At 38.7% G+C, this 23,748-nt stretch carries 26 protein-coding genes; 22 read left to right on the forward strand and 4 right to left on the reverse strand.

The features are described 5' to 3' along the window. Nucleotides 1-2 precede the first annotated feature (2 nt). From aroA to IGJ14_RS02540, 8 genes are all read left to right on the forward strand, one after another. Complete coding sequence (gene aroA, locus IGJ14_RS02505; RefSeq protein ID WP_010736268.1) at nt 3-1,286, forward strand: 3-phosphoshikimate 1-carboxyvinyltransferase; 1,284 nt, start codon at nt 3-5, stop codon at nt 1,284-1,286. Continuing rightward, the gene (locus IGJ14_RS02510; protein WP_019722393.1) at nt 1,286-1,792 is read left to right on the forward strand and encodes a shikimate kinase; all 507 of its coding nucleotides are present in this window, start codon (nt 1,286-1,288) and stop codon (nt 1,790-1,792) included. Before aroA ends, IGJ14_RS02510 begins: the two co-directional genes overlap by 1 nt. Further along, nucleotides 1,789-2,655 carry a prephenate dehydratase gene (pheA, locus tag IGJ14_RS02515; RefSeq protein ID WP_207463695.1) on the forward strand — a complete coding sequence of 289 codons (867 nt, stop codon included), beginning with the start codon at nt 1,789-1,791 and terminating at the stop codon, nt 2,653-2,655. The genes IGJ14_RS02510 and pheA overlap by 4 nt, the downstream gene beginning before the upstream one ends. A gap of 145 nt (nt 2,656-2,800) precedes the next feature. After that, nucleotides 2,801-2,983 (forward strand): type II toxin-antitoxin system HicA family toxin, encoded by a 183-nt coding sequence (locus tag IGJ14_RS02520; RefSeq protein ID WP_065096231.1) that lies wholly within the window; start codon nt 2,801-2,803, stop codon nt 2,981-2,983. A gap of 34 nt (nt 2,984-3,017) precedes the next feature. After that, entirely contained in the window at nt 3,018-3,473 is a 456-nt protein-coding gene (locus tag IGJ14_RS02525) for a type II toxin-antitoxin system HicB family antitoxin (protein WP_317742809.1), read from the forward strand. A gap of 124 nt (nt 3,474-3,597) precedes the next feature. Then, on the forward strand, nt 3,598-4,107 hold the full coding sequence (locus IGJ14_RS02530) for a type 1 glutamine amidotransferase domain-containing protein (protein WP_010736264.1): 510 nt from the start codon (nt 3,598-3,600) through the stop codon (nt 4,105-4,107). Between the two features lie 226 nt (nt 4,108-4,333). Next, complete coding sequence (locus IGJ14_RS02535) at nt 4,334-4,609, forward strand: type II toxin-antitoxin system RelB/DinJ family antitoxin (protein ID WP_019722390.1); 276 nt, start codon at nt 4,334-4,336, stop codon at nt 4,607-4,609. Continuing rightward, nucleotides 4,602-4,937, forward strand: coding sequence for a type II toxin-antitoxin system PemK/MazF family toxin (locus tag IGJ14_RS02540; protein WP_229078383.1), 336 nt, complete (start codon nt 4,602-4,604; stop codon nt 4,935-4,937). Before IGJ14_RS02535 ends, IGJ14_RS02540 begins: the two co-directional genes overlap by 8 nt. Before the next feature lie 175 nt (nt 4,938-5,112). On the opposite strand, the gene IGJ14_RS02545 is transcribed toward IGJ14_RS02540, so the two are convergent. Then, nucleotides 5,113-6,300: a galactokinase gene (locus IGJ14_RS02545; RefSeq protein ID WP_066025178.1), complete on the reverse strand. Its 1,188-nt coding sequence runs from the start codon at nt 6,298-6,300 to the stop codon at nt 5,113-5,115. Then, nucleotides 6,297-7,337, reverse strand: coding sequence for an aldose epimerase family protein (locus tag IGJ14_RS02550; protein WP_066025177.1), 1,041 nt, complete (start codon nt 7,335-7,337; stop codon nt 6,297-6,299). The genes IGJ14_RS02545 and IGJ14_RS02550 overlap by 4 nt, the downstream gene beginning before the upstream one ends. A 227-nt stretch (nt 7,338-7,564) precedes the next feature. Between IGJ14_RS02550 and IGJ14_RS02555 the strand changes: the two genes are divergently transcribed. The 7 genes from IGJ14_RS02555 to IGJ14_RS02585 all read left to right on the forward strand — a co-directional run bounded on the left by IGJ14_RS02555 (nt 7,565) and on the right by IGJ14_RS02585 (nt 12,397). Continuing rightward, on the forward strand, nt 7,565-8,470 hold the full coding sequence (locus IGJ14_RS02555; RefSeq protein ID WP_010736261.1) for an AraC family transcriptional regulator: 906 nt from the start codon (nt 7,565-7,567) through the stop codon (nt 8,468-8,470). A 68-nt stretch (nt 8,471-8,538) separates the two neighbouring features. After that, on the forward strand, nt 8,539-9,216 hold the full coding sequence (locus IGJ14_RS02560) for an NAD(P)H-dependent oxidoreductase (RefSeq protein ID WP_066025176.1): 678 nt from the start codon (nt 8,539-8,541) through the stop codon (nt 9,214-9,216). After that, nucleotides 9,216-9,383: a hypothetical protein gene (locus IGJ14_RS02565; RefSeq protein ID WP_171844979.1), complete on the forward strand. Its 168-nt coding sequence runs from the start codon at nt 9,216-9,218 to the stop codon at nt 9,381-9,383. The genes IGJ14_RS02560 and IGJ14_RS02565 overlap by 1 nt, the downstream gene beginning before the upstream one ends. Nucleotides 9,384-9,501: 118 nt before the next feature. Beyond that, nucleotides 9,502-10,401: a LysM peptidoglycan-binding domain-containing protein gene (locus IGJ14_RS02570; RefSeq protein WP_066025175.1), complete on the forward strand. Its 900-nt coding sequence runs from the start codon at nt 9,502-9,504 to the stop codon at nt 10,399-10,401. Between the two features lie 189 nt (nt 10,402-10,590). Further along, nucleotides 10,591-11,298, forward strand: coding sequence for a GntR family transcriptional regulator (locus IGJ14_RS02575; protein WP_207463693.1), 708 nt, complete (start codon nt 10,591-10,593; stop codon nt 11,296-11,298). 693 nt (nt 11,299-11,991) lie between these two features. Then, nucleotides 11,992-12,234, forward strand: coding sequence for a type II toxin-antitoxin system PemI/MazE family antitoxin (gene mazE, locus IGJ14_RS02580; protein WP_430608244.1), 243 nt, complete (start codon nt 11,992-11,994; stop codon nt 12,232-12,234). A gap of 1 nt (nt 12,235) precedes the next feature. Continuing rightward, nucleotides 12,236-12,397 carry a type II toxin-antitoxin system PemK/MazF family toxin gene (locus IGJ14_RS02585; RefSeq protein ID WP_231112536.1) on the forward strand — a complete coding sequence of 54 codons (162 nt, stop codon included), beginning with the start codon at nt 12,236-12,238 and terminating at the stop codon, nt 12,395-12,397. Nucleotides 12,398-12,678: 281 nt separating this feature from the next. Here the strand turns inward: IGJ14_RS02585 and IGJ14_RS02590 are convergent, their stop codons facing one another. Continuing rightward, the gene (locus tag IGJ14_RS02590) at nt 12,679-13,878 is read right to left on the reverse strand and encodes an enolase C-terminal domain-like protein (protein WP_207463692.1); all 1,200 of its coding nucleotides are present in this window, start codon (nt 13,876-13,878) and stop codon (nt 12,679-12,681) included. 273 nt (nt 13,879-14,151) lie between these two features. Between IGJ14_RS02590 and IGJ14_RS02595 the strand changes: the two genes are divergently transcribed. Continuing rightward, nucleotides 14,152-15,981, forward strand: coding sequence for a glucose PTS transporter subunit IIA (locus IGJ14_RS02595; protein ID WP_104870676.1), 1,830 nt, complete (start codon nt 14,152-14,154; stop codon nt 15,979-15,981). A gap of 414 nt (nt 15,982-16,395) precedes the next feature. Further along, the gene (locus tag IGJ14_RS02600) at nt 16,396-16,677 is read left to right on the forward strand and encodes a hypothetical protein (RefSeq protein WP_065096225.1); all 282 of its coding nucleotides are present in this window, start codon (nt 16,396-16,398) and stop codon (nt 16,675-16,677) included. A gap of 148 nt (nt 16,678-16,825) precedes the next feature. Here the strand turns inward: IGJ14_RS02600 and IGJ14_RS02605 are convergent, their stop codons facing one another. Further along, on the reverse strand, nt 16,826-17,182 hold the full coding sequence (locus tag IGJ14_RS02605) for a winged helix-turn-helix transcriptional regulator (RefSeq protein WP_019722377.1): 357 nt from the start codon (nt 17,180-17,182) through the stop codon (nt 16,826-16,828). 204 nt (nt 17,183-17,386) lie between these two features. On the opposite strand from IGJ14_RS02605, the gene IGJ14_RS02610 reads away from it, so the two are divergent. From IGJ14_RS02610 to IGJ14_RS02630, 5 genes are all read left to right on the forward strand, one after another. Next, the gene (locus IGJ14_RS02610; protein ID WP_207463691.1) at nt 17,387-18,526 is read left to right on the forward strand and encodes an S-(hydroxymethyl)glutathione dehydrogenase/class III alcohol dehydrogenase; all 1,140 of its coding nucleotides are present in this window, start codon (nt 17,387-17,389) and stop codon (nt 18,524-18,526) included. Continuing rightward, complete coding sequence (gene fghA, locus IGJ14_RS02615) at nt 18,507-19,349, forward strand: S-formylglutathione hydrolase (protein WP_207463690.1); 843 nt, start codon at nt 18,507-18,509, stop codon at nt 19,347-19,349. The genes IGJ14_RS02610 and fghA overlap by 20 nt, the downstream gene beginning before the upstream one ends. A 383-nt stretch (nt 19,350-19,732) precedes the next feature. After that, on the forward strand, nt 19,733-20,335 hold the full coding sequence (locus IGJ14_RS02620; RefSeq protein ID WP_207463689.1) for a YitT family protein: 603 nt from the start codon (nt 19,733-19,735) through the stop codon (nt 20,333-20,335). Between the two features lie 429 nt (nt 20,336-20,764). Next, complete coding sequence (locus IGJ14_RS02625) at nt 20,765-22,240, forward strand: helix-turn-helix domain-containing protein (RefSeq protein WP_065096221.1); 1,476 nt, start codon at nt 20,765-20,767, stop codon at nt 22,238-22,240. A 267-nt stretch (nt 22,241-22,507) separates the two neighbouring features. Continuing rightward, a complete protein-coding gene (locus IGJ14_RS02630; RefSeq protein WP_430608249.1) occupies nt 22,508-23,734 on the forward strand; it encodes a BspA family leucine-rich repeat surface protein in 1,227 nt (408 codons plus the stop codon). Nucleotides 23,735-23,748: the final 14 nt, after the last annotated feature.

Consider the following 23,748-nt stretch of genomic DNA (forward strand, 5'->3'; position numbering starts at 1 on the left):
CAATGCAATTACTTAATGCTACACATGGAATCAAAGGTGAGCTAACGGTTCCAGCAGATAAGTCGATTTCTCATCGCAGCATCATGTTTGGTGCAATCAGTCATGGAAAAACGACGATAACGAACTTTTTAAAAGCAGAAGATTGCTTGAGTACGATGTCCATATTTAGACAATTAGGTGTGAGAATAGAAGAGGAAGAAGAGAAAATCCATGTTTATGGTCATGGCGTAGAGGGATTACAAACACCAACAGAACGTTTAGATGCAGGTAATTCTGGTACAACGATCCGTTTACTTTTAGGGATTTTAGCTGGAAGTAAGATTTCGGCAGAAGTGTCTGGAGATGACTCGTTGAATCGTCGCCCGATGGGGAGAGTGATGAATCCTTTACGTGAAATGGGTGCGGATCTTAAAGGGATCGAACATCCAGATCTACCACCTTTACGAGTGACTGGTGGGCCTTTGAAACCAATCGAATATGAGATGCCGATTGCTAGTGCGCAAGTCAAATCAGCGATTTTATTCGCGGCACTTCAAGCAGATGGTGAGACAACGATCATCGAAAAAGAACGTTCACGGAATCATACAGAAGAAATGATCAAACAATTTGGTGGAGAAATCAGAGTAGAAGATAAAGTGATCACACTTGCTGGCGGGCAACGGTTAGTTGGACAAAACGTGGCGGTACCTGGGGATATTTCGTCAGCAGCCTTTTATCTAGTCGCAGCAAGTATTTTGCCAGATAGTGAAGTCTTATTGAAACAAGTAGGAATCAATCCAACACGAACAGGGATTTTAGATGTATTGATCGAAATGGGTGCTTCGATCCAAGAAATGCAGATCGATCAACAAAATCAAGCGGCTGACTTAATGGTACGTTCTGCCAACTTGCAGGCGTGTACGATCGAAGGAGAAATCATTCCTCGCTTGATCGATGAATTACCGATTTTGGCATTAGCTGCAACACAAGCACAAGGCACGACGATCATTCGGGACGCACAAGAATTAAAAGTGAAAGAAACAAATCGCATCGATGCGACAGCGGAAGAATTGATAAAAATGGGCGCAAACATCGAAACAACAGATGATGGGCTGATCATCCATGGTCCGACACCTTTACATGGGGCAATTGTTGACAGTCATGGGGATCATCGCATTGGCATGATGTTACAGATTGCCGCATTATTGACCGATGAACCAGTTGAATTGAACCATCCAGAAGCGGTAAATATTTCTTATCCTGACTTCTTCACTGATCTAGCTGGTCTGATCAAGGAGAAAAACTAATGGCTGCAATTGTGCTGATTGGTTTTATGGGCGCCGGTAAAACAACGATCAGTCGCAAGCTTTCTATGCAGTTAAAGAAACCATTGATCGATATGGATACAAAACTAGTCGAGGAGTTTGGCTGTTCGATCAGTCAGTATTTTGAATTACATGGCGAAGCTGCCTTTCGACAGGAAGAAACGAAGCTGTTGAAAAACTCGTTGCAAGAAGAAGCGATCATTGCGACAGGTGGGGGAGTTATCCTACAAGAAGAAAATCAACGACTGCTGACAGATCATCTGGTGGTTTACTTAAAAGCTGATCCCGATCTTTTGATCAAACGTATCCGCCAAGATCACAAACAAGCCCGTCCGTTGGCACTCGATAAAGATGATACAGAGTTAAAAGAATTATTTTTTTCGCGGAAAAAACACTATGAAACATTAGCAGATCTTACGATAGAAACAACTGGTAAGTCACCAGCAGAAATTGTCTCAGAAATCATAAAGCAGGTGATGAATCGATGAAAATTGGTTATCTAGGCCCAAAAGGTTCCTTCACATATAGTGCAGTAAAGAATTATTTCAACGAAGGCGATTGGTCTCCGTATCAAGCTTTAACAAATTTGATTGATGCCCAGATCAACGATGCGATCGATTATGCGATGGTACCGATCGAAAATTCCATCGAAGGTTCCGTATTGCCCACATTAGACCATGTCTATGAAACCTTACCAATGATCCAAGGAGAAATCGTTTTGCCCATCAAGCAACAATTGATGGTGCATCCTGAGCATCAACAGACGTGGCAAGAGGTAACAAAAATCTGTAGTCATCCGCAAGCGTTGGCACAATCGCAAGTATTTTTGAAGCAACAGTTCCCTGACGTGGAAATCGAGCAAATGGGTTCGACTGCCCAAGGTGCCCAACAAGTTGCCGAGCATCCTGAACAAAAAATCGCGGCAATCGGACCTAAAGAAGCTGCGGAACAGTTTGGTTTGACCATCGTTCAGCAAGATATCCAATCGATCCGCAACAATGAAACCCGTTTTTGGCTACTAGGTTCTTCACCGATGTCATCTAAGTTACCAGTTAGTACTTACAAAGCAACGCTATTTGTAGACTTGCCAGAAAATCGCCCAGGTGCGTTATATCAAGTACTTGCGGTATTTGCAGAACAAAAACTTAATTTGACCAAAATCGAGTCTAGACCGCAAAAAACCTCGTTAGGTGAATACTTTTTCGTGATCGAAGTAGAGATTGAACAAGCAGATACAAAATTGAACGAAGCAATCAAACTACTGGAACAGCGAGCATTTCCGGTCCAATTGATTGGAGAATATCCCGTGTACCGTAGCCGTGAGGATAAAAAAGCGACATACAGAAAATAAATCAAAGCAGCTGAACCTAGATAGCTGCCTTGGTTTTTTTATTGAATAATTTTTCTATATTTGATTTTACACGTATAACACGTGTTTTTTCTTTTCTTCACGTGTTACACGTGTTAGTATAGATATGTCAGGAGGTATTGTAACAATGCCAATGACACAACAGGAAATGGTCAAACTCTTGATTTCCATAGGTGGGTTAAAAGTTAAGGGTGGAAAAGGTTCTCATATAAAAGTGAAACTACCAGGAGTAAATCGACCAATCATTGTTCCTTCCAAGCTACCTAAAGGGACAGAACATGCGATACTGAGGCAGGCAGGGTTAAAATAGCTCTGTTCCTGCTTCTTGAGAGAGGAGGAGAATCATGCTTGTTTCATATCCGGCATTATTCTATTTAGAAACAAGTGAAGGCTATGACTCGGGATTTTCTGTTTTCTTTCCAGATTTTCCGGAGATGGCTGGTACAAGCGGATCTGACATTCCTGAAGCGCTCGAAAATGCCTCTGATTACTTAGGGATTCTTTTGGCGGCTGAGATAGAAGAAGACCGAACATTACCTGAACCATCTCTTATCAATTCATTGTCACTTATAGAAAATAACCCTTTTAAAAGTGACTCTGAGTTCATATTAGAATATGATGCTGAAAAATCATTTATTTCAATGGTCGCTGTAGATCTAACAGAATATTTAGGCTCAGAGGAACCTGTAAAAAAGACGTTAACGATCCCAAAATGGGCAGATAAGTTAGGTAAAGAAATGCATCTAAATTTTTCAAAGACATTGACTGAAGCCATTGTTCGTGAAAAACTAGGTGCTTAACTTTAAAAGAGAAACTATCATTTTTCTTTTAAATAAAATAAGTTATAAATCATAAACAGATGATTTGCACACTTTTCTGAAATCCTTTAGGCTAGAATTAAGCGATAAGAAAGGAAGAGGAAAAATGGCAAAAAAAATTGCAGCAATCGTAACTGATTTAGTCGAAGATATTGAGTTGACTTCACCAAAAGAAGCATTGGAAAATGCGGGGAATGAAGTGACAACGATTGGTTTTGAAGCAAACCAAACGATCAAAGGCAAAAAAGGTGGCGAGTTCACGATCGATCGCAGCATTGATGAAGTTTCTCCTGAAGATTTCGATGCGCTCTTGATCCCTGGAGGATTCTCACCGGATCAATTACGTAAGGATCAACGTTTTGTTGATTTCGTTACTTACTTCTTGAAAAATGACCAACCGTTATTTGCTATCTGTCATGGCCCACAATTGTTTATCCAAACCGGTCTAACAGAAGGCAGAACAATGACTGCTTACGATACTGTTCGTCCAGATGTGGCTTACGCTGGCGCCAATGTCAAAGATGAAGCAGTGGTGATCGATAATCAATTAGTCACTAGCCGTACACCAGATGACTTGCCTGAATTCAACAAAGCAATTGTTGAGATCTTGGGTTAAACGACTGAACACTTTGTAGCGTTGCAAGTCAAAATAGTGATACGAGTAATAAAAAAATTTTAGAATGATTGAGATAGAAAGAATGCATATAGCTTCTTTCTATCTTTTTTTGTGAAAAAGAAGGCTGATTGACTTTACTTGTTTTATACTATCTTTTTTACATATATATTGATAAAATAAAAAAAAAGAGTTTATAGTGAGTATAATATGTTCGGAGGTGTAGAAGATGAAAACAAAAAAAGAAAGAATTCAAGTCGCTGTTGAGAGTGATTTAAAAACGGAAGCTGAAGATATTTTGCAAGATTTAGGCATGAATCCAACAACTGCAATTACTGTTTTTTATAAACAAGTAATCGAGGAGGGTGGATTGCCTTTTGAAGTAAAGTTGTCTGAACGAACAAAGCAAGCAAGAAGAATTGCTAGACTAGCAAAAAAGTCATCTAATATAACTAGAATAGAGGACAATGAGACTTTAGAAGCTTGGTTAAATGATGATGAATAAAATCGTATCAATGTATGTTGCCTATGTTGGAAGTGAAGGTGGAAAACGAAGACCTGTTTTGATTGTGGAAAATAATAAGAATGAAGTATTCTTTTATGCAATAACTAGTAAGTTTAGAAATAAATCCGATTCGATAAAAAAATTCTATTTTCATATTGAAGATTGGATAGACTCAAACTTAAAAAAAGAGTCTTGGATTGATACTGGAAATTTATTTATTCTTTCAAAAAAATCAACTTTTTTTAAGTGTAAAGATATAGGAGAATTATCTAAACATGATATGACTCGACTCGAAGCATTTCTTGAAGCTAACAGTGAGGATAACTAAAGAAATTCAAGTAACTCTAGCTGTTTTATTGGGTCAAGATAGTTTTTTAGATTCATATACTTTTACGATAATAAGGTAGGAATTGAGAAACGATTTTCTCAATTCCTACCTTATTACTTATTGCTATATATGTTATCATGCTATTTTTCTAAACCTGTTTCTTGAAAAAAGAAGATTATGAAATAGAGGTATCTGTTGTGATTTTCGTCGTACCACTTCCAATATGTGCCACATAGAACTCTGGCTCATATCCTACAACCTCTAAATAACGTGCATGGACATTTTCTTTAAAGGCGGGGATTTCCTCTTCTTTGACTAGAGCGATGGCACAGCCACCAAATCCTGCGCCTGTCATTCGTGCGCCTAATACACCAGGTTGCGCTTGTGCAGCATCTACAAGTGTATCTAATTCGATGCCTGTGACTTCGTAATCATGACGGAGTGAGTAATGAGAATCATTCAATAATAGACCGAAAGCTTCTAAGTTTCCTTGCTCCAATTCAGCTTTTGCTTTTAATGTTCGTTGATTTTCAGTGACGGCGTGACGTGCACGACGGATCAGTGTATCATCACCGATCAAGTCCGTATTCGCTTCGAAAGTCGCTTCATCTAATTCGCCTAAAGCTTTGATGTCCAGCTTCGTTTGTAGACGTTTCAAGGCTTCTTCACATTCACTGCGGCGTTCATTATACTTCGATTCTGCTAATTCACGTCGCTTATTCGTGTTCATGATAACCACAGCGTAGTCATCTAATTTAACTGGGACCATTTCATAGTGTAATGTATTCGTATCTAGCAAGATGGCATGGTCGATTTCTCCAAAACCGATCGCAAATTGATCCATGATCCCTGAATTGACACCAATGAATTCATTTTCTACTTTTTTTCCAGTTTGAACGAGTGTCAAACGATCGATCGCTAAATCAAACAAATCTTCCAGAACAACCCCCACTAATAATTCTAACGAAGCACTGCTAGAAAGTCCGGCACCATTAGGGATCGTTCCTTCAATCACCAATTCAAAACCGCTCTCGATGGTATAGCCAGCTTCTTTTAGTTTCAAGATCATTCCTTTGACATAATTTGCCCAGTTGTCTTTTTTATCAAATGTCAGGTCATCAAGCGTGAATTCGATCACGCCGATTTCCTCAAAGTTTGTTGAGTAAACTAATACTTTGTTGTCTTCTCGACGTGCAGCAACGCCGTAAGTGCCATAAGTGATCGATGCAGGAAAAACGTGTCCACCGTTGTAGTCCGTGTGTTCACCGATCAAGTTGATTCGCCCAGGTGAAAAATAGTTTGATGTTGGTTTTTCACCAAATAATTCATTGAATTTCGTTGTTAAATGTGCTGTTTTATTCATCTGTCTTGTTCCTCTCTTGCTTCAAGTTTGAATTCTGTAATCGTCTCAAATGGTGTTTCCGGTACCAAAGATATGTCGCCAAAAGAAGGGTAACGTTCTGCTCCTGGAGCGATTTGTGTTTCAAAAGTGATGCCGCCATGGTTCGCTAAACGTTGCCCGCGCATTTCAGGTGTATCTTCCCCAAAGTTGGCAGTGAAAATGACGATACTCGATGCATCCGTCCTGACACTGACTTTGATTGTTTCATCTGGACTTAAAAGAGAAGCGGCTGTTTTATCTAAGCCTGTGTCCTTTAAGAAGAACGGATGATCGATTCCATCAAATAATTCTTTTTGTGGAAAGTCACTGGTGAAAACAGTCGTTAGTTTTGTTGGTGTTTGAAAATCAAACGGTGTTCCAGTCACTTCTATTTGTTCACCTGTCGGAATGCTGTCCGGTCGTAATTCAGCAAACGCGTGACTGTTGACCCACAAAGTATGGTCATCGATTGGTTGCGTCACATCACCACTCAAGTTGAAATAAACATGATTGGTTGGGTTGAATAGTGTCAATTGATCACTGACTGCTTTCGTTGTGACACGCCAAATATTATCTTCTGTAAGGGTATAGCGAACTTCTACGGATAAATTCCCTGGAAAACCACGCTCTTTATCGGGACTAGTCGTGGTAAAGATCACAGTGGCTTCTTGTTCGCCATCAATGATTTCGTATTGCCAGATTTTTTCTTCAAAACTTGGCGCACTGCCATGTAAGGAGTGACCAGTTGCGGGATCGACAGGTAGTTGATACGTCTGGCCGTCGAGGGTGAATTTGCCTGCATCGATCCGCCCAGCAGTTCGTCCGATCGTTGCTCCGATAAAGGCATCTTTTTCGAGATACTCTTCTGCTGAATCAAAACCTAGAATCAACTCTCTATCCATGAATGTCAAACTGACGATCCGTGCGCCTAAATCGGTAACAGCGAGGGTCGTACCCTGTTGATTGGTTAAAGTAATCAAATGTGCAGATTGTCCAAATGTTTTTTTAGTAATGTCCATTTAAGTAGTCCTTTCTTGGTGCTGGATTATTAGTTGGTGTAGGCGCAGTTTACGCCTAATCAAATTAACTATACCATTAAATGAAGCGTTTACAATCAAGTAGTTACTATTTTTACCATTCAATCATATCAAAGAAGAGCACTTGCTTGAATGTATTTCTGTGAGCAGTATTTAACTTTTTGTTGCATCTATAGTAGAATAAAGAAAATACGAAAGAGGGTACGTCAATGGAAAAAGCGATTTTTTTGAAAAAAGAACATCAATCCATCTCACAAGAACTATACTTTGACTTTTGCGGTTTTTCTAAAACATTGCCCTTTCATTCATTTGGACCAGCTATTCGTCAAGATTATATTTTGCATATCGTGATGGAAGGAAAAGGAGTCTATCGCGTAAAAGATCAGCAATATCAATTAAAAAAAGGTGATCTTTTTTTGATTAGACCGGGTGATTCTACTTTTTATTTGGCGGATGGTGAAGATCCTTGGGTCTACTGTTGGATTTCCTTCGGTGGGGCAGTAGCCGATAAAATCATTCAACATTCTTTATTCAAAGATGATCAATACACGATGGTTTCTTCAGAAATTGCTAGATATGTGGAGATTATCTTGGCATGTATGAATTACTCGACAAAAAATCTAGTCGATGAGCTGCAATTAAATGCGTTGACGTATCAATTGCTCGCGCTCTTATTAGAAGATGGTGGCTATGTTCATTTAGGAGAACAAAAAAGTTATTCAGCCCTCGCTGTTGATGCGGTACAGTATATCGAAGAACATTACAGCGAGCGTTTGACTGTTGAGGAGATCGCAAAAAAATTATCCGTTAACCGAAGTCATCTCTCTCGTGTGTTCAAAAATCACATGGGGATCAGTATCAAAGAATATATGATCGGTGTTCGCATCAATCGGGCAGCGTTTCTCTTATCTCTGACGGAAGAATCCGTTGAAGCAATCGCTTATCAAGTCGGCTTCAATAGTTTGGTCGTATTTAGCCGCATGTTCAAGAAATTCACTGGTGAGACGGCGACAAACTATCGTAGACGAATGAATAACGAAAAGATCAAAGGAGTTTCCGCAGAACAATTAAAAAAGCAATTAGAAGAACAAGCCATCATTTCTTGGGCAACCTAAGACATAAAGGCATTGTTGACTGGGTTTTTCTTGGGATATGCTAGACTAGAAAACGGGAGGAAAAAGCTATGAAAACATTGATTATTGTCAGCCATCCGACAATTGACACATCGTTGAACCAACAGTTTTTTAAAGAAGCATCCAGCCAGCTATCGACTACTTGGCATCATCTAGAAGCTTGTTATCCAGATGGGAAAATTGATCTTCAAGCAGAACTTGCTTTATTGAAAGAGCATGACCGGATCATCTTCCAATTTCCTTTCTATTGGTATAGCGCGCCAGCCCATTTGAAAATGTGGCAAGACCAAGTGTTAGAAGCGGCAACAGCAGTCTTATCAGGTAAAGAATTAGGGATCGTCTTAACAACCGGCGTGAGTGAAAAAGAATACCAAGCAGGTGGGAAAGAAGAGTATACGATCTCGGAGTATTTGCGTCCTTACCAACGAATTGCCCATAAATTCCAGATGACCTTTTTACCTCCGTTTGTTTTAGCACAGTTCATGTACTTGACTCAAGAACAACGATTTGAACGCTTGATCAGTTATCAGCAATATCTCACATTAGTCGAAAAACCTTCATTGATCAATCGGATCGATTGGTTTATCGAACGATTTGCGCAAAATGAACGCATCAAGGAAAAAGCACCGATGAAGCAACAGATGATCGAAACGATGTTAGAAGAAGCCAAAGAAAACATTGAAGATCTGACATTTATACTACAAGAGATGAAAGGAAGGATCTTATAATGGATCAATGGTTGACAGAACAATTAGCCGAATTGAGTACGCAAGCGGATTATGAGGGCAAAGCCTTACTTCATGAAATGTCACGCTTATTTGTCGAAATCAATGAACGGATCAAGCAGTTGCAAGGAGAAATCGATGGAGAATCTTGGAATCATCAAAAATGGTGATTTTTCTTCAGTAATAACATAATAAAAAATGTTCATAACGCTTATTATTTGCTACAATGGAACTACAAGAAAGTTGGTAACGCTATTTTTTTTACAGAAATAACAGGTGGTGAATGAAATGAATGAAGAAAATGAACAGCGTGGCAATGTTCGATCAGCTCGAAGACAACAACAGAAACAAGCATCACGCATGCGTATGATGAAAATCGGTGCCGCTGTTGCAGTAGTCTTACTACTGGTTGGTGCAGGTACTGGATTATATCTCCATAGTAGAAACAATGCCAGTGAAAACTCGGTAGCAAAGACGAGTGAAACGACGCAATCGTCCACAGCTTCAACTACTGCTTCATCTGAAACTGAAGCAACACAAGAAAGCAGCGAAGCAACAGAACCTTCAGGAGCTATTTCTGAACAACTACAGGCAGTCGTTGCAGATTATTCGAAGAAAATCGAAGATAAAACCCCAGTGTTGATCGAAGAGTACCAAGCAGAGATCCAAAACAATCAAGACGGTGTCAATGGTCTTTCGGTCATTGCCAACCGAAAAGCAAGAGAACTTCAAGCTTTATCGGATGAAGGAATCAGTAAATTAAGAGGGATGTACCAAGATGCTTCCAATAAGGAGGATATCGACCTAGATACCATGATCAATCAGCTATCTGCAAGTTACACGGCGCAGGTCGCTCGGATCTCCGACATTTATCTGCGAACAAGTGCGGAACTTCAAGCAGCGACACCTAGTAGCGAATCCTCTTCGGAAGCGACGACACCTTCGACGGAAGCGACACCAGAAACAACAGAAACGTCGGAGTCACAAGCCAGTCAGTACACGGCACAGTCCACAGAAGATATGAGCAATCAAGCCAATCAAGCAGCTACAACCGTTGTACGTGAAGGCGAAGGTCCAAATCAAATTGCGCAACGGACTGGTGTACCAGTTGAGACGATCTTGTCCTTGAATGGCATGACGATGGATGATTTCTTCTTTAATCCTGGTCAAGAATTACGTTTGAATTAGGAAGATCAAGAAGAAAGATTCAACTTCAATTGATTAGATGAAGTCACAAAAGTGGTTCTTTTTGCCAATTTTTGTGGCTTTTTTGTTCTAAATACGTTTCGTTCGCCACTGGCTCGTCATGAGTGGGTTGTGATTGGTTGTTTTTTTGTTAAGATAAAGAAGTGAATGTAACCCGTAAAGGAGAAGATCATGAAAAAACGAGAATTCATCGTCCAAGATTTATTGAGTAAAATCTATCAAGAAGAATTTAAAGATGGAAAATTACCGAATCAACGAAAACTAGCGGAAATCTATCATGTTTCTCGCTTTACGATCCAACAAGCGATCAAAAATCTAGAAGAAATCGGTATTGTCCGTGTCGTTCAAGGATCAGGTATCTTTATCCATGAAAAATGGGTCAAAAATCCCTTGATCTTCAACTCGTTGACACGTACCCCTTATGATCGGATCCATTCAAAAATGATCGGTTTAAACAAAGCGCTAGCAACGGCTGATGAGCAAAAAATCTTTCAACTTGATGAAGGCGCCGAAGTTTGGACATTTGAACGTATTCGAATCGTTGATTATAAAATCGAGCAGTTAGAAATGTCAAAAATGCCGGTTGCAATGTTTCCCGACCTGTCCCAGGAAGTCATCGAACATTCCATCCAAAAATATGTAGAACAAAAAGGCTATCGAATTTCTCACTATATCACGAGTTATGACCCGATCACGACTTCCAAAGAACAATCAAAAATATTGCTATGTAAACGCGGTACACCAGCCATGCAAATCACGAACCGAGCTATATTAGAAGATGGACAAGTCTATGAATACAGCAGTATCATTGCCATTGACTACTCAGTGACTTACATCCGTCCCTTTGACCGTGAGATCCATCGGTCGAGGATTGATTGAGGATTTGAGTAGTCTCAAAATAGCTTAAGGAAAAAACTTCTGTAAAAATATAGCTTTTTTGAAAGTTAAGGGAGAAAATATTAAAACGAATTAGTTGATAGTGATTGTGAAGAAAGCACTGATGAAGCGTAAAACGCAATCATCAGTGCTTTTATTACAAGTGCTTGATAAGTGAAGTAAGTTATATCTATTATTTATAATAGAAAATATAAAACACAAAAAAATAACTTACAATAAGTATGAACCAAATAAGTCTTTCAACTATTTGAGCTATTGTTGATTGATTGTATGTAAAGATAATACCAAATTTATAGTTCCTGTTACTGCGTATAAAAATACTCTGTAAACCTAGAGAGAGCATGATAAGTAACTTCATGATCAGATTCGATAGCTGATAGGATTGATCGTTAGTTGTTAGGAAAAAAGTATACAAAGTTAAAAGTTGTAACAACCAAATAACTTGAATAAGTTTACTCCCAGCTTGGGTTTTATTCGACATAGATGTTCATTCTCCTTAAAATTATTATTGTGATTTAAGTTGATTATATGCCTTTTTTAAGTCAATATTCAATAAGTGTTTAATGAGAATGTGGCATTAAATAAAAGATTAAGAAGGTCTGAGAACTCTATTGATTTATTTTTGTATTAGTATCTTTTACGTTGTAAAATTTATTTTATGAGGAGTGATAAATGATGATTAATGTAAAAGCTCGTAAAATAGGGAATTCTATCTCTATTTCAATTCCTAAACAGTATCAGGTTGAAGCTGGATCAAAATATGTCGTATATAAATCTAAGAATGGAGGATTAATATTCACACCCCAAATAGAAAATCCATTTTTATCGGATGAACCATTTCAAAAGGATGAAGATGAGGGATGGCAAACAATAGCAAAAGAGGAGATTGGGAAAAATCTAGGAACCTCAACAAGGTGATTTGATATGGCTTAATTCTACGCCTTCTTTTGGCAGGGAAATAAGAGGGAAGCACCCGACTTTAGTTGTTTCCTCAAATGCTTACAATAAAAAAACGAACTATATTATTGTCTGTCCGGTAACGACTGGGGGGAATAACTTTTCTGGGTATATGTTTCTTTGAATGATTACAAGAAACGTGGAAGAGTGAACGCTAGACAAATTCATAGCTTTGATACTGACCGGATTATTAGTAAAGAATTTATTGATCGTCTAAGAGGAGACGATTTTCTTCAAGTCAAACAGATTTTAGATTATTCTTTAGAAATTGATTTTTGAAAATTATGTTTTACATAAAAAGCTGCTAAGATTTACACGTGTATTCATTATTGTAATAAGAGGAATACAGCGGAACCAAAAAAAGCTATCCCTACATGTTTCGTGTAAGGATAGCTTTTTTGGGAATTACGGTGTCACGATCGTCCCGTCTGGTGTACGGCTTTGTGTCCATTCATGTGGGCGATAGACAACTGGAAATTCTGCTGCCTGTTCTTCATTGAATGTGACACCGATCCCACTTTGTTCGATCGGATAGAAAAAGCCTTTTTTTGGTGTGGGGATATTTCCGAAAAGTTGTTTCGTATTTTCAGGAACATCGATGTTTTCTTGGATCGCCGCATTGTGCAAATGGATGTTCAAATGCGTATTCACTGCTAAGCCGATCGGTGTGATATCAGATGGCGTATGCCAAGCGATTCGTATCCCCATCGCTTCGCAAAAGTGTGCCAATTTCAAGGCAGGCGTGATCCCGCCGATTTGTGAGATATGGGCACGCATATAGTCGATTTGACGATTGCGAACTAATTCTTTCCATTCCATTGGATTATTGAACAATTCTCCAGTAGCAATCGGGGTCGTTGATTGACTTCGCAATTGAGCCAACCATTCATTTTGGTTTGGCGGTAGAATATCTTCTAAAAAGAAAAGATTGTACTTTTCTGCTTTTTTTGCAAAACGGATCGCTTGGTTAGGATGCAAGCGTTCGTGAACATCGTGTAACATTTGGAAACGATCGCCATATTTGTTTTGGATATGTTCAAACATGGACAGCGTAGTGGACATGTATTCTTCTTGATCGAAATAAGAGCCAGCAAGTGGTTGTTCAGGTGTGGCTAAATTCGTTGGATTTCCCCCATAAAAACCTAATTGACAACGAATATAGCGATACCCTTGTGCGAGAAATGTCTCGATTTCACGATCAAGGTCTTCTAAATTATCTGCGACAGCGTGCGTATACGCAGGGATTGCTGTTCGAGCTTTTCCGCCGAATAACTGATACAATGGCATATCAGCGATTTTCCCTTTGATATCCCAGAGCGCCATATCGACACCTGAAATGGCGTTATTTGTGATTGGCCCATTCCGCCAGTAAGAATTGACATTCATGACTTGCCAAAGGTCTTCGATTTGATTCGCATCGCGTCCAATCAGTAAAGGTTTTAAGTATTCTTCAACTACGGTCTGGACAGCCAAAGGACGAAATTGGAAAGTGCCGCAACCGAAGCCGGTCACGCCTTTATCTGTTTCAACTTTTACGACTAACAAGTTGTGACGATCTGGTTTGATTGCGTAACTTTTTATATTTGTAATGATCGTTGGTGTCATTTTTTTCACTCCAATATACATAAATATGAATCGTGTGCATCCTCATTGAAACATGGGGAAGAACATCCTGTCAATTTGGTCTAATAAAAACATCTAAACCGACTAAAAATCAGTCCAATTTTACGTTAGTATTTTTATAAACGTTGATATTAAAGCTTTTTCATTGGTTATTTACTAAAAAGGACTGGTTTTACAAGTGGCGTTCCACATGCTACTATTTGGGTGAAAGCGGAAACAAGAATCATTGTTTGATGAGAATAAGGGGGAGAACAAGTGAAGCATGAAGAAATAGCAAAACAAATCATACAACATGTGGGTGGAGCAAGTAATATCAACAACGCTTGGCATTGTATGACACGATTACGGTTTGATTTAAAAGATGAGAAAAAAGTGGATTATGCTGCGTTGGAAAAAACACCGAAAGTGGTGGGGACAAAGTATCAAAGCGAACAACTGCAAGTCGTGATCGGTACAGAAGTCGCTGACTATTTTGCACCAATTGCGAAAGAATTAGGGTTAGATGAAACAAGTGAACGAAGTGAAGGAGAGAAAAAAGGCGTCGTATCCTTATTTATGGATACTGTTTCCGGTGTATTTGGTCCGATCGTACCAGCAATTGCTGGGGCAGGAATGATCAAGGGTTTGATGGCCGGTTTAGTGGCATTGAATGTCATTTCGAACCAGACGGATACGTATTTGATCATTGATATGATTGCGAGTGGCGTATTTACTTTCTTGCCATTTTTCGTTGCTGCTTCTGCTGCTCGGATCTTCAAAACGAATCCATATTTAGCGATTGCGATCGCTGCAACTTTACAATTTCCCACCATGACGACAGCGGTTGCTGAAGGTTCGATCTCTGCTTTCCAACTGTTTGGCATTATTCCAGTTCCTGTCTTTAATTATGCAGGAACAGTTATCCCAATCATTTTTGCGGTATTGGCACTCAGCTACATTTATCGTTGGGTGGATAAGCTATTACCACAAGTGTTACGAACGGTGTTCACACCAACCATTTCACTATTCGTTGCAGGTTTATTGACACTAACAGTGATTGGTCCAATCAGTATTCATTTAGGTAACCTCTTAGCAGCTGGTGTGGCATGGTTATTCTCAATCTCGCCAGTGTTAGCTGGTATCGTGGTCGGTGCGATTCGTCCAATTGCGATCTTTACTGGGTTGCATCATGCGATGACCCCAATTGCCTTACAAAATTTTGCGAATCAAGGCTATGACATGTTGATGCCGATGATGTTTATGGCAAACATGGCGATCACTGGGGCGACAGCGGCTATTTACTTGAAAGTGAAATCAAAAGAAGAAAAATCATTGGTTCTATCTTCTGCTGTTTCTGGTCTATTAGGAATCACTGAACCTGCACTTTTCGGGATCTTATCAAAATACAAGAAAGCGTTTATGGCAGCTACGATCGGTAGCTCGATCGCTTCAGCGTTTATCAGTTTCTTTGGTGTTCGGATCTACGGCTATATTTTATCAAGTATTTTTAGCTTACCCGCCTATATTGGTCAGTATTTTGTGTTTGCGGTACTTGGGATAGTGATTGCCTTGGTTTCCTCTTTTGCGATTACTTATTTCTTAGTACCAAATGAACAAGCAGAAGATACTGAGTACACGAACGAAGTGAATCTACACGCTGTAGCTAAAGGAGAATATATTCCTTTAGAAGATGTGCCTGATGAAGTTTTTTCAACGAAAATGATGGGGGATGGTTTTGCAATCGAGTCAATCGATGGTGCCATCTTTGCACCGGTCAGCGGAAAAGTCACTACGATTTTCCCTTCCAAACATGCGTTAGGAATTAAAACTAGTAATGGCGTCGAAGTATTAGTCCATATGGGAATTGATACTGTCAACTTGAATGGGGCAGGATTCGATGTACTTGTAAAGGTCGGTGATCAGGTAACCGTTGACACTAAAATTGCTCAAATGGATTTGCCGTATATCCATAGTCAAGGGAAAAAGAGCATGGTCATCGTTGTGATCACGAACATGGATCGTGTGTCGAAATTCTCCGGGGAACGAAACCTAGAAGGGCAGCACCAAGCTGGAGCGCTCTTGGAACGTGCCTTGTTGAATGGGTAAAATGAAAATAGCATGATCAAGAGAACATACGCCATCTTCAAAGATTGGCGTATGTTTTTTGTTGTTGACAACCTCAAGTTTTTTGAGTATATCGTTATCTATTTTTTGTTTTAAAGTTATTTAATTAGTTGAGTAAAACATGAATAGATTTTATGCGATTCCATGATTCGCTAGGTGTTAGGGGCTTTGGTAATACTGGTTTACCAGCTGTTTTTTACTGTTTTATGAGTGTTAGTGGTTTTTAATGCAGTGGGGAATGGTATGGTGGATAGGCGAAAGAGGGAAAATATAAAAAAGATTCATTCAGTGTGTGGAATTCTTCGGGTTGTTTTATTTGATGTTTTTTTAAAAATAAATTATCCTTATTTTAAGAAGCGGTAAGCGCTTTTAAAATAAGCTTAGGAGGCGATAGATATGACTGATTTAGATGGAGGAATCACTATTCCAGACGCACCAACGATTACTGATGAACACAAGAAGCTGGTAGAAGAAGCACGCAAAACGTTAGATGACAGTAGTGAAGCTATACCATTTGCGCTATTAGGAACACAAGTAGTTGCTGGGACAAACTATTGGATCTTATGCAAAGTCAACATGTTTGGCCCCACACAGAGTAAAAAATTAGTGACTTACAAAATCAACAAAAATCCACAAGATGAAGTGACGCTTTTGGAAGCGACAACATTCGAGTTTTGATTGATCCAACTTTTTAAAATACTTCCCCACTTTCCCATACGGTCGATAAGAGAAGATGTTCATTCTACTATCAACTATATGGGATTTTTATTGTCTCAAGAACTGTCTTTACTGTGATAGAAAAACCATCTTTCCATCATTTACAGAATCAATCCGCTATATCCGTTGAAAGATCAGCAACGACTTCATAATAATGATCGCCCCAATCGCAGATATGTTGGACGATCGTTGAGAGTTCGCGCCCAATCTCGGTCAATTGATACTCTACTTTTGGCGGGACTACGGGATAGACTTTACGTGTGAGTAAATGATCGCTTTCTAATTCTCTTAATTGGCGAATCAACATGCGTTGGTTGATGTCTGGTAACATTTTCTCAATCTCACTTAATCGTAAAATCGGTTGTTGTAAAAAACACCAAATCAAGACGATCTTGTATTTTCCACTAAGGACGTGCATGGCTAAATCTTTCGTATTGGTAAACTCTTTTTCATGGTATTGATACATAAAGGACCTCACTTTGATTTATTTATTCGACAGCAATAGTTGCTATTATACAAATCTCACCAATAGAAGTAAAGAAATTGAGGATACTGACAAGTTTGTCAGTTTTGTTTCTCAACACAGCCTATGATACGATGAAGTGGAAAGATTACGGATTCGCTCAATAACAAAGAACCAGACGAGCGGAATAAGAAAGAAGGACGAAAAATGAAAAGTAGAGCTGCCGTAGCATTTGAACCAGGAAAACCGTTAGAAATCGTTGAAATCGATGTTGCTGATCCGAAACCGACGGAAGTAATGGTAAAAATTTTGTACACTTCTGTCTGTCATACAGATGCGTTTACCTTATCAGGGGAAGATCCAGAAGGAGTTTTTCCTGCGGTCTTAGGTCATGAAGGCGCCGGTATCGTTGTCAAAGTTGGGGATGATGTGACTTCTGTTGAAGTGGGTGATCATGTGATTCCGTTGTATACCCCAGAATGTGGGAAGTGTGAGTTTTGCTTGTCAGGAAAAACCAATCTATGCTCTGCTGTCCGTGAAACGCAGGGAAAAGGTCTAATGCCAGATGGTACGACACGTTTTTCTTACAAAGGCGAGCCGATTTATCACTATATGGGTACGAGTACGTTTAGTGAGTATACCGTCGTCAATGAAATCAATTTGGTGAAAATCACAGAGGATGCTCCGTTAGATACCGTTCCACTATTAGGGTGTGGTGTAACAACAGGATTAGGCGCTGTGGAAAACACGGCAAAAGTTGAAGAAGGAGCGGTCACAGCTGTCTTTGGACTAGGAGCGATTGGTTTAGCAGTAATCCAAGGATTGAAAAAAGCCAACGCCAAACGAATCATTGCAATCGATATGAACCCTGAAAAATGGCCGTTAGCTAAAAAAATGGGCGCAACGGATTTTGTTGATCCTAAAACACACGATCGTCCGATCCAAGAAGTCATCGTAGAAATGACCCAAGGTGGCGTGGATTATAGTTTTGAGTGTATTGGTAATGTAGAAGTGATGCGTTCCGCGCTTGAAGCGTGTCATAAAGGCTGGGGCGAAAGCATCATTATCGGAGTAGCTGGAGCTGGAAAAGAAATCCACACGCGTCCGTTCCAACTGGTGACTGGTCGTGTCTGGCGTGGTTCTGCTTTTGGCGGTGTCAAAGGTCGAAGCCAATTGCCAGGTATGGTGGAAGATTACTTGAACGGTGGAATCGATTTAGATTCATTCATCACCCATCGTTTAGATTTTACACAAATCAATGAATCACTTGAGCTGTTGCATCGTGGAGAATCCATTCGTACCATGCTCACTTATGGAGGTGATACTGATGGAACTACAGAAAATTGAAACACATCGGTCGTTTGGCGGGCAACAAATCAAATACCGTCACCTGTCAGAAACGCTACATTGTGAGATGACATTCAGCGTGTATCTACCAGAAACCACTGTTGAAAGTCAAGAAATCCCACTCATTTGGTGGTTAGCTGGTTTAACAAGTACAGATGATAATTTTAGTATCAAAGGTGGATTCCAACGCTATGCAGCAGAACAGCAAATCGCCTTCGTCATGCCGGACACATCGCCTCGGGGGGATGTTGCTGACAGTGAAGATTGGGATCTCGGTCAAGGGGCTGGCTTTTACTTGAATGCAACACAAGAACCTTGGAAGAAAGACTTCCAAATGTACGACTACCTTACGAAAGAGCTGACTGAGATCATCTACTCCTTGATCCCAAATCTTTCTGGAAAAGAAAGTATCATGGGTCATTCCATGGGTGGGCATGGTTCGTTAGTGATCGGTCTGAAAAATCCAGCACGCTTTGCTTCGATCTCTGCTTTTGCACCAATTTCGAACCCCTCAAACGTACCATGGGGACAAAAAGCATTCACCGCTTATCTAGGTGCTGACCAAGCGACATGGAGTGAATGGGATGCCACTGAGCTGATCAAAAAAGAAACAACCAGTCAACCGCCTATCCTGATCACACAAGGAACGGCTGATCCATTCTACGAAGTCCAGCTCAATGAAGAAGCTTTTTTAACAGCAGCAGAATCAGCGAAACACGAAGTTTTCTACCAAAAAGAAGAAGGCTATGATCATAGCTACTTCACCATTGCTACATTTGTAGAACAACATATTGCTTTTCATGCAACCTATCTGAAACAGTGAAAAGACCATTGTAAGAGATGGAATGTGAGTCAGACAAACGAGCAACTAACTGGAAAATCAGAAGAAGACAGAAAGATACAACTATAAGCAATAAGCAGTGAAACCTGAAATTTTTTTTGAGAGATACCTCTTTAGTTTGACTAGATCGTGCACAGAGCCACGAAAGCCAATTAGTGAAAGGAGTTCTGCCGGATACTAGTTTCAATTGTTTATAGCGGTGTAATTCTGTGAGTCAAAATTAAAAAATAAAATTAACAGGTTTACTTTTTAGAATAGATGTGTTAACTTAATTAAAGTTTCGGAGGATCCAAAGGGATTAGATAAGAATATTCTTATCTAATCCCTTTTTGTGTTCTTGCATTAAAAAATATTAGGAGGCGCATATGAAAAATCTATTCAAATATTTAACGATTACTTTGGGGCTGTTGATACTATCAATTAGTATCAATATGTTTTTTGGCCCGCATTATATTGCTGCTGGAGGAACGAGTGGTCTAGGAATATTACTTGAATACCTTGTTCGAGTAGATCGTTCACTCGTCGTGCTAGCATTAAATTCAGTTATGTTGCTATTAGCAATCATTTATTTAGGTAAACAAGTATTTATGAAAGTTTTATATGGTAGTTTAGTTCTACCGTTATTGTTAACTTATGTACCTAAAATAATGTTTACTGAAAATAAAATTTTATCGATCGTTTTGGGGAGTCTAATTTTTTCTGTAGGTATGTCCATTGTTTATTCACAAAATTCTTCTAGTGGAGGAACGTCAATTCCACCGATAATTTTAAAAAAATATTTCAATATAAAACTCTCTACAGGCTTGTTTTTCATAGATGGTATAGTCATACTGCTAAATTGGAGTATTTTTGGTTTCGATCAATTTTTACTTGCGTTGTCCTCGAATATTCTAGTTTTTCTAACGATGAATCTATTCTCGAAGCTATCCAACAAAACTGTGAAAAACTGTTGGTTTTCGAGTTGCTAACGGCACCCCTCATTCCGAACGGCAGTCATCATCCAGCTAGAGAGGATGGGCGACTTCTGCCTAATTACGTTAAATAAAAAATCAATCCTTTTACCCTAATAGCTAGATAACAATTATGATTGATTTTTTTCCCGTGAATAGTTGTGATGGCAAACATCAGTCGTTTCTAACTCTTAAATAGAGAATAATTCACCGGACTCATTTACAATGGATGCTTACAGTTGAAATTCTAACAAAAAATTTAAACTATCAGAATAATCGGATGATAAAAAAAATCATGTGCTATAAGAGTAAAAAGAGCAAATCTTGCTACTTTTTCATGTCTAGTTCCATTTAGTAACAAAACAATATAGTTTATCATTCCGCTTGCTTATGTTATTTATATTTAAGTATAAAGAAAAGCGTTCATTTAAAAATGAGGTGGAAAACTTGAAAGATCTACAATTGGCATTTATCAGTAATCGGACGACGAGCCGTTTGTTTCGAATATTGAGTATGATTGAACGAAGACGTTTGTTTACGATTGGAGAAGTGGCCGAAAAAATCCAAGTGACACAACGAACGATTGCCAATGATATCAAGTACATCAAAGACTATTTTGATGATTGTATCAGTTTAGAGTCAGGCAATAGTGGAATCCTTTTTGAAGAAAAAAAACCTTCGATATACCAAGAAAAAAAACAACAATTATTAGAAAATGAATGTTTATTTGAAATTATCGGCAATATTTTTTTAGGGGAATTGTCAAATATCGATGAACTTGCACATTTCTATCATTTTTCAGAGAGTACCTTTCGGCGATTATTGAATCGATCAACCACAGTTTTAGAGAGTTATGGACTAGAGTGGGTATCTAATCCTGTGTCGATTGAAGGAAGAGAAGCTAATTTGCGAAAATTCTTCAAAGATTTTTATTATGAAGGAGTAGAAACGCCCTATACGCTTGTTCCTGATATTGAATTACATGAATTGGTTTTAAAAAAATTAAGCAATAAATTGGGCCAAGATGAGGTTGGATCTGGAACTACGCCGGCAGCCTTTTATTATACTTTTTTTATCGCAATCAAACGTGCAGGACTGGGTTTTTCTATAGAGATTCCTAGAAAATTGGCGAAATTAGCATACAAAGCAAAGAATTTCTCTCTCCTTCATTCTTTGAAAGAGGACATCAAGAAACTTTATAAGGTCGAATTATCAAAAGAAGAATTCGCTTGGATTTATTTAGTCACTATCTGTAAACGTACCCTAGACCATGAAGAATCAGAGAAAAAGTTTTATCAAGATTTTCATGAAGGCACAGAAATTTCTCAACTCACGAATCGATATCTAAAGGAATTTGATTTCCCCCAAAATATTGATCAAAAAATCACAACATTCTTACGTTCGTTTTTTCTCTCTAGAAAAATAAATGATTTGTTATCACCTGTATTAAATAAAGAGGCGATAGAGATAAAAAAAGCAGTTATACGCTCAGATAATGAGAATTATCAGCGGAATTTAGGTTTTTTAAAAAAAGAAAGGAAAAACTACTCTATTTCTTCAAAATACATGGAAGATATAAGTGTGAGTTTAACGATTTATAGTAATTTAATTTTCGATTTTTATTTACCAAGTAAAACAATTTACTTTCTTCTGGAAGGGGATCATTTTGTTTGTCAACAAATTATAACTCGTGTACGTCAACAATTTGGGAGTAAACATACATTAGTTTTTTTACCGCTTTATTATCTAGCAGAAGAAGTATTGAACGCCGCACATATTGATTTGATCGTGACAAACTACAATCGCTATCTTTTAGATTACATCATTGAGAGCGATTTTCTCTTGTTGAAAGCTGTTCCAGATGATCATGATTGGCAACGACTAGAAAGAAAAATAAATCCTTATCGTAAAACCTATAATTAATGTTTTTCTTACAGTTGCTAATAAAAATAGCGACTGTTTTTTTTCATTTATTTCAGACGTTAATGAAATAGATGATTTTATTTCATTAAAAAATCAATGTAATCTTAGTGAAGTAATAAACATGCAAATTGACTTACAGAATTTTTGGGAAAAGAGTTATCTTCGAGCCCACAAGAAATGACAGTTGATAAAAAGAATGTCTAAACGTTGCTCGCTATAAGTTTCTAATAAGAATAATGCAGTAGGTCAAATACTAGGAGGAGTGGTATGAACATAAATACAATTAGCCGAATCGTTGGAAAGTTATTATTGATTATGGTTTTGCTTTTGCACCATCTCCCGTTTCAACTTACTTATGCGGATAATCAGTCAAGCTCTTCTGATAATCATGAAGTAACAGCGATTTCGGAATATCCAGAAAAGACAGAAGAATCAGAAGAATTAGAAAATAGTAAAGAGGGAAGTAATCGTACGACTGAGTATCGTTTAGAATTAGTTGCAAGTCCACCAGCTGGTGGTAATCCTAGACGAACTGATTCGTCAGGATCGAATGTGGTATGGCTCCGTGTCGGAGAGAGCCTGGGGAATATGAATGCATTTCCCAATCCCGGTTACCGATTTTTACGCTGGGAAGTCGCTTCAGGTCCAATAGTTATATTTCATCCAACTAGCCAGGAACTTGCTGTAAGCCAAAATGGAGCTGGAAACTCTGTGATTCGTGCAGTCTTTGAACCAGTTCAAGGTGGAAATGTTACTGTAAAGCATGAAGATGAGGAAGGGAATCAATTAGCTGATTCTAGCGTGCTGACTGGATTAGTTGATCAAACCTACACAACCGAAGCGTTAAGCATTAGTGGTTGGCAATTGAGTAAGACTCCCGAAAATGCCTCTGGAACTTTTAGAGTAGAAGAACAAACGGTTGTCTATACCTACGAGCCTGAACAGAATCTATGGGGAACGGTTCCTTGGTCGTATGAGGAAGGAACTGAAACAATCAGATTATATAGTGGAGAAGCTGGCGCAGTAGCAGATGCACCTTGGAAAACCCATTCTTCAGTTAAGCAAATCATCGTGGAAGATCAAGTGATATTACCGAAAAATTCACGGGCTCTGTTTATAGACTTGCGAAATCTGGAAATAATCGAGAATATTGATAGAATGGATGTTTCAAATGTCGAAAACATGCAGATGATGTTTTCCGGTACATCAAATCTAAGAGAATTAGATTTACGTAATTGGGATACGTCAAATGTCACAGATATGGGTGGCATGTTCCAATTGGCAAGCTCAATCACAGAACTAGATTTAGGTAATTGGAATACCTCCGCTTTAGTTTCTACTGTGTATATGTTCAGTGGTGCAACGTCTTTAACAAAATTAGATATCAGTAATTGGGATATAGCAAGAAGCATTTTTGTTGTAGCTATGTTTAATAATACACCTTTAAAGACAATCGTTCTGGGAGAAAAAACGGTTTTCCTAACCGCGTCATAAGTTGGTTCGACAAA

Source organism: Enterococcus sp. DIV1304_2, from assembly GCF_050555445.1.
Lineage (GTDB): Bacteria > Bacillota > Bacilli > Lactobacillales > Enterococcaceae > Enterococcus_B > Enterococcus_B pernyi.

Bases quoted from the DNA above. Each gene is read 5' to 3' on its own strand.
- aroA (WP_010736268.1), top strand. From the start codon at position 3: ATGCAATTACTTAATGCTACACATGGAATCAAAGGTGAGCTAACGGTT.
- IGJ14_RS02510 (WP_019722393.1), top strand. From the start codon at position 1,286: ATGGCTGCAATTGTGCTGATTGGTTTTATGGGCGCCGGTAAAACAACG.
- pheA (WP_207463695.1), top strand. From the start codon at position 1,789: ATGAAAATTGGTTATCTAGGCCCAAAAGGTTCCTTCACATATAGTGCA.
- IGJ14_RS02520 (WP_065096231.1), top strand. From the start codon at position 2,801: ATGCCAATGACACAACAGGAAATGGTCAAACTCTTGATTTCCATAGGT.
- IGJ14_RS02525 (WP_317742809.1), top strand. From the start codon at position 3,018: ATGCTTGTTTCATATCCGGCATTATTCTATTTAGAAACAAGTGAAGGC.
- IGJ14_RS02530 (WP_010736264.1), top strand. From the start codon at position 3,598: ATGGCAAAAAAAATTGCAGCAATCGTAACTGATTTAGTCGAAGATATT.
- IGJ14_RS02535 (WP_019722390.1), top strand. From the start codon at position 4,334: ATGAAAACAAAAAAAGAAAGAATTCAAGTCGCTGTTGAGAGTGATTTA.
- IGJ14_RS02540 (WP_229078383.1), top strand. From the start codon at position 4,602: ATGAATAAAATCGTATCAATGTATGTTGCCTATGTTGGAAGTGAAGGT.
- IGJ14_RS02545 (WP_066025178.1), bottom strand. From the start codon at position 6,300: ATGAATAAAACAGCACATTTAACAACGAAATTCAATGAATTATTTGGT.
- IGJ14_RS02550 (WP_066025177.1), bottom strand. From the start codon at position 7,337: ATGGACATTACTAAAAAAACATTTGGACAATCTGCACATTTGATTACT.
- IGJ14_RS02555 (WP_010736261.1), top strand. From the start codon at position 7,565: ATGGAAAAAGCGATTTTTTTGAAAAAAGAACATCAATCCATCTCACAA.
- IGJ14_RS02560 (WP_066025176.1), top strand. From the start codon at position 8,539: ATGAAAACATTGATTATTGTCAGCCATCCGACAATTGACACATCGTTG.
- IGJ14_RS02565 (WP_171844979.1), top strand. From the start codon at position 9,216: ATGGATCAATGGTTGACAGAACAATTAGCCGAATTGAGTACGCAAGCG.
- IGJ14_RS02570 (WP_066025175.1), top strand. From the start codon at position 9,502: ATGAATGAAGAAAATGAACAGCGTGGCAATGTTCGATCAGCTCGAAGA.
- IGJ14_RS02575 (WP_207463693.1), top strand. From the start codon at position 10,591: ATGAAAAAACGAGAATTCATCGTCCAAGATTTATTGAGTAAAATCTAT.
- mazE (WP_430608244.1), top strand. From the start codon at position 11,992: ATGATTAATGTAAAAGCTCGTAAAATAGGGAATTCTATCTCTATTTCA.
- IGJ14_RS02590 (WP_207463692.1), bottom strand. From the start codon at position 13,878: ATGACACCAACGATCATTACAAATATAAAAAGTTACGCAATCAAACCA.
- IGJ14_RS02600 (WP_065096225.1), top strand. From the start codon at position 16,396: ATGACTGATTTAGATGGAGGAATCACTATTCCAGACGCACCAACGATT.
- IGJ14_RS02605 (WP_019722377.1), bottom strand. From the start codon at position 17,182: ATGTATCAATACCATGAAAAAGAGTTTACCAATACGAAAGATTTAGCC.
- IGJ14_RS02610 (WP_207463691.1), top strand. From the start codon at position 17,387: ATGAAAAGTAGAGCTGCCGTAGCATTTGAACCAGGAAAACCGTTAGAA.
- fghA (WP_207463690.1), top strand. From the start codon at position 18,507: ATGGAACTACAGAAAATTGAAACACATCGGTCGTTTGGCGGGCAACAA.
- IGJ14_RS02620 (WP_207463689.1), top strand. From the start codon at position 19,733: ATGAAAAATCTATTCAAATATTTAACGATTACTTTGGGGCTGTTGATA.
- IGJ14_RS02630 (WP_430608249.1), top strand. From the start codon at position 22,508: ATGAACATAAATACAATTAGCCGAATCGTTGGAAAGTTATTATTGATT.